Genomic DNA, 8356 nt, shown 5'->3' with positions numbered 1-8356 from the left:
AGCACAGCAATGTGTGCAGCTGACGAATACTAATCGGTCGAGGGCTTATCCTAAAACCGTTTGCCTGGACCCATACATCCGGCAGACAACAGCTAACAAGGTTTCAGCAAACCTGACTTTCGTATCCAGTTTTCAGGGCGCAATCTGCTAATGCTTGCGTTAGCAAACGATCACACAAGTGGCGTTTGTTCACTCTGTAAATCGCATAAGTAGTAAATGACGCGGGGTGGAGCAGCCCGGTAGCTCGTCGGGCTCATAACCCGAAGGCCGCAGGTTCAAATCCTGCCCCCGCAACCAAGATTTCACCTTCGGTTTTATCCGAGCTTACATATGGAGCTGTGGTGTAGTGGCCCAACATGCCTGCCTGTCACGCAGGAGACCGCGGGTTCGAATCCCGTCAGCTCCGCCATTTAAAAAAAGGTAAAAAAATATATATTGGGGATTAGCCAAGCGGTAAGGCAACGGACTTTGACTCCGTCATTCTCAGGTTCGATCCCTGAATCCCCAGCCATTTAAATATGCGGAAGTGGCTCAGCGGTAGAGCATCGCCTTGCCAAGGCGAGGGTCGCGGGTTCGATTCCCGTCTTCCGCTCCATGAATTCAAACACAAGCATCTTGCGAAGCAAGGTGCTTTTTTTGTATATCTTTACAGAAACTAGCCGAGAAAACCTTCGCCTTCAGGCATGGGATGAATCGGCTTAGGACAAGGGCTGTCAGGAGACAGCTTGATTTGTTCTACATGCTGGGATTTTTAATTGTAAACGAACTAGTGTTCGCGTATAATTGAGAAAAGCTTGGAAAAGAACGCTAACAAGCGTATCGCTAATCCACTACACCTTGTGTTCTGCCTGCGATATCGTAAAAAGATTTGAAGGTGCGACGGATGGCTTTTCCGACGGATGTGAAGTCGAAGAACAAAAGACAAGGTGGTGAAAGGGTGCAAACGATTACCGTACAGCTTCGTATTTTCCCAAGCGACCCTACTTTGTTGAAACAGATAGGAACCGAATATATTCAAACCGTCAATCGATTGACGGAACAAGCGGAAGGATTAGCTGTGTTTCCCAAGCTAAGCTCCAAGGACATTCAGGCTCATCTGCCATCAGCGGTGAAGAATCAGGCGATTCGCGATGCGCGAAGCATCCATCAGAAGACGAAGAAGACGGGGAAACGCCCGATTTTACGCAAAAGAGTGTACTACGTAAACAATCAAAACTATTCGATTGGGGATACTACGGTTTCGTTTCCTGTCATGGTGGATGCAAAGGTACTACGGCTTAAGGTTGCAGCGCATCTCTCGGAACGTGAAGCCACCCTCTTATCCAGCGGAAAACTCGGCCTGCTGAAAGTCGTTGAAAAATCGGGTAAGTGGTATGTGCAAGCAGCCGTTCTCGTGCCGAAGGAGCAACCGTCTGGCGACACGATTATGGGAATTGACCTGGGAATAAAAGTGCCTGCTGTTGCGGTCACCACAACCGGTAAAACGAGGTTTATCGGCAATGGAAGGCAAAATAAGTATATGCGCCGTAAGTATCAGTCGCGCCGAAGGAAACTGGGGAAGCTGGGAAAGCTGTCCGCCATCCGTAAACAACAAAACAAGGAGCACCGCTATATCAAGGACCAAAACCACAAGATCAGCCGGAAGATAGTGAACATGGCGATTCAAGAACAGGTATCCGTGATCAAGCTCGAGAAACTCACGAGCATTCGCCAAACGACAAGAACAAGTCGTAAAAACGCTAAAAACCTCCACAACTGGTCGTTCTATCAATTGCAAACGTTTATTTCGTATAAAGCGGCATGGGCGGGCATTCTGGTCATCGAAGTAAATCCCGCCTACACTTCCCAAACATGCCCCGACTGTGCGAGACGTAATAAGGCAAGGGACCGAAGGTATCAGTGTTCCTGTGGATATCACGGACATCGTGACCGGATCGGCGCAATCAACATTATTCGCCAATCTGTGGCAGATGGTCAAAGTCTGCCAGCCTAAGATGCTAGATGCACTGTCTTAGGACGGGCTGATGGCACAGCCCAGAACCTGGCAGTTGTCCAAGCCGGAAACGGACTGCGGACGCATCAGCTAGCCAGGAATCCCACGGCTTCAGCCGTGCGGAGTGTCAATTGGAGGGATGAAATCATGCGTAAATTAGTGTTTTTCGTTGGAGGAGCCGGCGCGGGCAAGACGACGCTGGCAAAGGCTTTGGCAAGCAGAAGAGGAGCGGTGCTTCTCGATATGGACACGCTGCTTCGCCCGGCTGCAGTCGCTCTTATGACGCAAGCCGGGCTGGATCCAAGTGATCGAGACTCTGCAGAGTACAAGAAGCTCTGCCGCGACCTCGGGTATCGGATTACGATGGATGCGGCGCTCGAGAACTTGGCGATTGGCAATGATATACTTGTTATTGGTCCTTTCACGAAAGAAACGGAGACTCCGGAATGGATCGAGCAAGAGCTCTCATCCATCGGGGCCTCCGTACGGGATGTGGATGTGAAGGTTATTTTCGTATCGCTTCAGGATGAACAGCACTACTATGAGCGAATCGTGCAAAGAGGCTCTGAGCTTGACCGGTGGAAGCTGGATAACTGGAGCGAATTTAGCCGTTCGCTTGCGATGAGAGAGCTGAAATGGAATATTCCAGCCTCCTCGGTGCTTTATTATGACAACTCTAAGCCCTTTGATGAGATCATCTTAGCGATGCTCGAGAATTTCGTCTACAGCACCGCAACGTGACATCAGGATTCTCCAGCGTTCCTCCGTTTACTGAGTTCATCATAAATGGATATTGTTTTGGCCTTGTCCTGATCGTTGAAAATGACGTACAAGCCGTCCAGCTTCATAAATATGTAGGGGGGCGAGTTTTTGAATATGAAGAGCTTGGTTGCTCCCAGCTTCTCTAACGAGAAATTGCCGCGCGCATACTCGGCGGTTGCTGTTCCGTTCGTTCTAAACCCGGTCGGAATGGCCTCTTCCAGTGTTAATTGCTGTATCTCGTTAATATGGAAGCTGTAGTCGTATAACGGATAATCAATGGTTACAGCACCATCGTCCCCGATACCGAATGAGGGAGACGTATGGTCGGACTGCACCGCAAATGCGGCAAGCGGCAATACGATAGCAATCGTCAAAACGATGCTGCCGTATTGAATCCATTTTCCAGCGCGCGTTGCCAAGTTCACGGTCGTTCCTATACCGACGCGCTTCGGCACTATGACGGATTGATCGTTCGGATTATAGTAGGTCGAGCCATTGATCCAATATTCGTCATCGTCCATTAAAATGCCCTGTCCGTCGGTTTGCGAGAGGTTCTGCTCCAATGAACGCACTTTGTTATGTACGAAAAGAATAGCGCCGAGAGGAACCAGAGAAACCATTACGATGCCGATGATCCAAAGGGTGAAGTCCGACGAGTTACCCTCTGTCAAAATCGTATAAGCAACGATCGCGTTGAAACTCTCGAATATGGCCATGGCCAGCCAAAGGATGGACCAGTAGCGTCTGGTTGCCCGGTTGATCGCGGCATTAATGTCGTGATTCTTGCTGTACTCCTTTGTTTTCATATTGCGGAAAGCCGAATAGAAGATGAATAGGATGGCGGTCATGATGAGCGATGCGGTGCCTGTTAATTTGAGCAGCACATTTTCTTTTGATAGGGATGCAATAATGAGTGAAATAGAGATTAGAACTGGAATGAGAAACCAGTAGGGAGAAATGACCATGGACTTTTTCAGAAGAGTGACTTTGGTATCGATACGGACGATCCGTTTTGCTCCGACGAACCAATCCTTTTCTCTTTTGAGCGCGGCGGTTTGATGGTGGAACTTATTGAATGGGAGCTTGGACGTGTAGATGAATGCTGCAAACCAAATAAAAATATAAATGAGTGCCATGGACATGTAGTCTGCCAAAAAGTAGAGAGGGGCTATCGTAATTAATGAAATAATACCGTATAGAATATATGATTTTTTGTAAGCGGCTTGCAACTGCCCGATCGATGCGTCTTTAAGGGCTTGCGAAGGAAGCGTTATACCAAACAAGATATTGTTGCTAGGCTTGGCTTGTTTCAGAAATAGGGCAAGGATGAAGATATAAACGAATAAAGCGGGTAAGATCAGAAATAGCGTATCCATGAAAGTGCCTCCTGTTCGATAAAGGGATGATTACATGACGGTCATGGCATTAACTAGTGATGTTAATATAATTATAAGCTGTTGTCAAAAAAATAGCAGATCATTTTTTGGACAAGGCGAATCATACAGGGCTATAATATGGAAGGATACCCGCTTGGCGGGTACTCGTTAACGAGATGAAGGCTTGATCAAATTAACTTTTTCAAGGAGCAACGATTATGATACGATTCGGCGTTATCGGAACGAACTGGATTACGGAGGCTTTTATCGATGCGGCGCGCGATGTCGAAGGCTTCGCTTTAGCGGCAGTGTACTCGCGGGCGGAGGAAACGGCCAGTGCGTTTGCGGCGAAGCATGGAATTGCTCATATGTTTACCGATGTAGAAAAGATGGCCGCAAGCGGAGCGATTGACGCCGTATATATCGCGAGTCCTAATTCGTTCCACGCGGCGCATGCTATTGTATGCATGAACAAAGGCATTCATGTGTTATGCGAGAAGCCAATCGCTTCAAATGCGGACGAAGTGCGGCAAATGATTGCGGCTGCGAAGGAGAATGACGTGCTGTTGATGGAGGCGTTAAAGTCAACGCTGCTTCCCAGCTTTAAGTCTATTGAAGAAAACATACATAAGATAGGGACGGTCCGCCGGTATTTTGCGAGCTATTGCCAGTATTCCTCGAGGTATGATGCTTACAAAGCAGGCAAAGTGCTTAATGCATTTAATCCGGCTTTCTCTAATGGAGCGATGATGGATCTCGGGGTGTACTGCCTGTATCCGCTTGTTGCGCTTTTTGGAAAGCCGGATGTGGTGAAGGCTGCCGGCGTCATGCTGGAATCCGGCGTCGATGGAGAGGGCAGCATTGTGCTGCAATATCCGGCCATGGATGCGGTTATTATGTATTCCAAGATTACTCATTCCTCGCTGCCCTCTGAAATTCAAGGGGAGAACGGAAGTATCGTTATTAATAAAATTAGCGAAGCCGACAAGGTTGAAATTCATTATCGCAATGGGACCGTAGAGGATATATCTCGGCCTACGGGAAGCAAATCGATGTTTTATGAGGCTAAGGAATTCATTGAGCTCATACAAGCGGGACGGACCGAGTCACAGGTCAACACCTTTGCGAATTCGTTAACAACGATGGAGATTATGGATGAGGCGAGAAGGCAGATCGGTTTGACGTATCCTGCGGATAAGGCCGGCAGGATATCGTAGAAAAGGCCGATAGAACTGTTGACAAATGCTGGTTAGACGCATTATTATAATGTAAATCAATTGAAAGGAGGCCGATGACAGTGTTCGGACCCGAATTAAATGCTCATACAAATTCATACGGGAAGTCCATATCATCGGCCTCTACGGGCCTTGTGATTTTTTCTAAGATTTCGTTCGCCGCTCGATGGTGCGAAACTTAGAAAGTAAAGGTGTAAGCAAAGCCATGGACACAAGTAAACGTCCATGGCTTTTTGCGTTCAAATGATCACTTGGAGATAACAAGCATATGAAAGAAACATATTATCGGAAGGTCCAGCTGCCATCAGAGCAGGTGCATGTCTATGCGGGACCGACGCTGTTCGCGTCATTAGATTACAAGGTGTTGGCGGCGGGAATCATTTTTGAAGAAGCGCGGCTGTATGCTGACTTAGCATAGTCAGACAATAGCTTGCCTTCCTCAGCACCCGGCCATGGACGATTTCGTCCGTGGTCTTTTTTATACTATCGCAAGAGGAGTGAAAGCTGTGTACGAATTACATCCGGAAATATTACAGGAGCTTCATAAAATTGAACAAGAGGAGCAGGTGCGCATTTTTTACGCATGCGAATCCGGCAGCCGCGCTTGGGGCTTCCCTTCCAAGGACAGCGATTATGACGTTCGTTTCATCTATGTCAGGCAAGTGGACTGGTATTTATCGATATTTGATAAACGGGACGTCATTGAGCGACCCGTTAGCGAACTGTTGGATATTAACGGCTGGGATCTGCGTAAGGCACTTAATCTGTTTCGGAAGTCGAACCCGCCGCTGCTGGAATGGCTGCAGTCACCGATTCCCTATTACACGAAATACTCGGTTGCAGAGCAAATCCGCCGTATTTCTCCGTTAACCTTTTCACCCAAGTCATGTATGTACCATTATCTCAATATGGCAAAAGGTAACTACAGGGATTACCTGCAAGGGGAGCAGGTGAAGATCAAGAAGTATTTCTATGTGTTAAGGCCGATTCTGGCCTGCGGCTGGATTGAGACCTATAACACGATGCCCCCCATCGAGTTCGATCGTTTGGTAGAGGCGCTAATTCCGAAAGGGAGCGAGCTGCATGCTGAGATCGAGAAATTATTAATTCGCAAGAAATCCGGCGAGGAGCTGGATTATGAGCCGAGGCTTCACCCCATTAACGATTATTTAGAGAATCGAATTGCCTATTTTGAACAGACGGCCCTTGCGCTTAGGCAATCGGTAAGCATAGTCGACGAACAGCTCGATCAATTGTTTCGTAAGGCGTTGAAAGAGGTATGGGGTTAATGGTATATAAGGCTGCGGATAACGAGGTCTCCTATAAGCAGCATGCACAGTATCAGTTTGAATATCTCAACGTATCTCGCTACAATACGCCGTTATTTACGCTTAGCGCGATTAACGAGTTTTTCGCGGCGCCGCTGAAGGCTCAGGATACAAGGGACTGCATGTCGTATGCGTGCTCTGCTTGTTCCTCTCGATGTTGAGCGATGAGTATATCGATATTTCCGATGATATTTTGATCAAGTATGTGAGAAGCGTTCAAATCATTGATGAATGAGACCAAGGACTTTATAAAAAGCGTGATGATTATTTCGCGTCGGAGCGGATGAAAAAACTAATAACGATCCATATTAACCGTCTTAGGAAGGAGGTTCTCGGCTCGCTTTCCAAGGAGCGTTATGCGAAGATCCATAGGCGGGGGTAGTTCAAGAAATAATTGTTTCACTAAACGGCAGGCGCAACATGGATGGGAGGGACAAAACATGAACGATATCCTTAATAAATTTTGTATTAGAACCTTTGGCACTTCAAACCTGGTGACGGAGATCGGCATGGTGACGAAGGTGGCCAACAGAACGATTCACGTCGATTGGGGCGTGAAGAAATACGTGTATCAAAATAAGGATTTCAAATGGATTCCGCTGACGAAAGAGGAAGTGGAGAAGAAATATCCGAAATCCAAATTTACCGAGGATTCTCTGAAACGGGCACTGGCATTCGGTCTGGAGATCAAAGGGACGGAGCGCTCCTCTTCATAATAAAAAAATCAGCCAAGCATTTCGTATTCGGCGACAACCGAATAGGGGGTGCTTTTTTTTGTTAATTGGGGTTTGGTCGCATCGGTCTGCGGGTATTAGGAAATAGTACTAAAAGAAAGGGGGGGGCGTTTTATGAAATTAACACCGGAACAGCGGATTCAATTGCATGGCTTCAATAATCTGACAAAGTCGCTTAGCTTCAATATGTACGACATTTGTTACACGAGGACGAAGATAGAACGTGAAGCCTACATTACCTACATAGACGAGCAATATAATTCGGACAGGTTGACGAAAATTTTGAGTACGGTATCGGACATTATCGGTGCGCATGTATTGAATATTGCCAAGCAGGATTACATTCCGCAAGGGGCAAGCGTTACTTTGCTTGTTTCGGAAGGTCCTATCGACGAGGCGCCGACGGAATCCTTCGAGGAATCGCCGGGTCCTTTGCCGGAATCAGTCGTGATGCATCTGAATAAAAGCCATATCACCGTTCACACCTATCCGGAATATCATCCAAATGAAGGAATCAGCACGTTTCGAGCGGACATCGACGTGTCTACCTGCGGAGAAATTTCGCCGCTTAAGGCGCTCAACTATTTGATCCACTCGTTCGACACCGATATTATGACGCTCGATTACCGGGTGCGGGGCTTCACGCGAGATATTAACGGACACAAGCTGTTCATCGATCATGAGATTAATTCCATTCAAAACTACATACCGGAGGAAGAGAGCCTTATGTATGACATGATCGACGTTAATATTTATCAGGAAAATGTGTTTCATACTAAATGCAAGCTGAAGCAATTTGATCTGAACAATTATTTGTTCGGGTACACGAAGGAATCACTGACCGCTCTCGAGCAGGAAGAAATTACGGGAAAACTGAAGACCGAAATGGATGAAATCTTTTATGGAAAAAATATAAGGAGCTGATCAT

The 8356-nt window shown here is 47.1% G+C and carries 8 protein-coding genes, 4 tRNA genes and 1 pseudogene; 12 read left to right on the top strand and 1 reads right to left on the bottom strand.

Translation table 11 applies throughout. From position 1 onward, the window contains the following. The first annotated feature begins 220 nt into the window (after nt 1–220). From L1N85_RS12640 to L1N85_RS12615, 6 genes are all read left to right on the top strand, one after another. Nucleotides 221–297, top strand: a tRNA-Met gene (locus L1N85_RS12640). A 35-nt stretch (nt 298–332) separates the two neighbouring features. Continuing rightward, nucleotides 333–409: transfer RNA gene (locus L1N85_RS12635), tRNA-Asp, on the top strand. 27 nt (nt 410–436) lie between these two features. Beyond that, nucleotides 437–511: transfer RNA gene (locus tag L1N85_RS12630), tRNA-Gln, on the top strand. A 9-nt stretch (nt 512–520) separates the two neighbouring features. After that, nucleotides 521–595: transfer RNA gene (locus L1N85_RS12625), tRNA-Gly, on the top strand. Nucleotides 596–883: 288 nt separating this feature from the next. Then, nucleotides 884–1993 carry an RNA-guided endonuclease InsQ/TnpB family protein gene (locus L1N85_RS12620; RefSeq protein ID WP_235238425.1) on the top strand — a complete coding sequence of 370 codons (1110 nt, stop codon included), beginning with the start codon at nt 884–886 and terminating at the stop codon, nt 1991–1993. Between the two features lie 147 nt (nt 1994–2140). Beyond that, nucleotides 2141–2734, top strand: a complete 594-nt coding sequence (locus L1N85_RS12615) for an AAA family ATPase (RefSeq protein ID WP_235238423.1) — start codon at nt 2141–2143, stop codon at nt 2732–2734. A gap of 2 nt (nt 2735–2736) precedes the next feature. Here the strand turns inward: L1N85_RS12615 and L1N85_RS12610 are convergent, their stop codons facing one another. Next, entirely contained in the window at nt 2737–4131 is a 1395-nt protein-coding gene (locus L1N85_RS12610) for a DUF5808 domain-containing protein (RefSeq protein ID WP_235238421.1), read from the bottom strand. A gap of 218 nt (nt 4132–4349) precedes the next feature. On the opposite strand from L1N85_RS12610, the gene L1N85_RS12605 reads away from it, so the two are divergent. From L1N85_RS12605 to speD, 6 genes and pseudogenes are all read left to right on the top strand, one after another. Continuing rightward, complete coding sequence (locus L1N85_RS12605; RefSeq protein WP_235238419.1) at nt 4350–5348, top strand: Gfo/Idh/MocA family protein; 999 nt, start codon at nt 4350–4352, stop codon at nt 5346–5348. 286 nt (nt 5349–5634) lie between these two features. Then, a complete protein-coding gene (locus L1N85_RS12600) occupies nt 5635–5784 on the top strand; it encodes a hypothetical protein (RefSeq protein ID WP_235238416.1) in 150 nt (49 codons plus the stop codon). A gap of 34 nt (nt 5785–5818) precedes the next feature. Next, on the top strand, nt 5819–6655 hold the full coding sequence (locus tag L1N85_RS12595; RefSeq protein WP_407946376.1) for a nucleotidyltransferase domain-containing protein: 837 nt from the start codon (nt 5819–5821) through the stop codon (nt 6653–6655). Nucleotides 6656–6660: 5 nt separating this feature from the next. Continuing rightward, nucleotides 6661–6923: pseudogene (locus tag L1N85_RS12590) on the top strand (SAM-dependent methyltransferase); the annotation flags it as partial. A 211-nt stretch (nt 6924–7134) separates the two neighbouring features. Next, on the top strand, nt 7135–7410 hold the full coding sequence (locus L1N85_RS12585) for a hypothetical protein (protein WP_235238406.1): 276 nt from the start codon (nt 7135–7137) through the stop codon (nt 7408–7410). Between the two features lie 132 nt (nt 7411–7542). Beyond that, nucleotides 7543–8352 carry an adenosylmethionine decarboxylase gene (speD, locus tag L1N85_RS12580; RefSeq protein ID WP_235238404.1) on the top strand — a complete coding sequence of 270 codons (810 nt, stop codon included), beginning with the start codon at nt 7543–7545 and terminating at the stop codon, nt 8350–8352. Nucleotides 8353–8356: the final 4 nt, after the last annotated feature.

Origin of the sequence: Paenibacillus alkaliterrae (assembly GCF_021532375.1) — a bacterium.
Classification (GTDB): Bacteria; Bacillota; Bacilli; order Paenibacillales; family Paenibacillaceae; genus Pristimantibacillus; species Pristimantibacillus alkaliterrae.
This window is presented reverse-complemented; position numbering and strand designations above follow the sequence as displayed.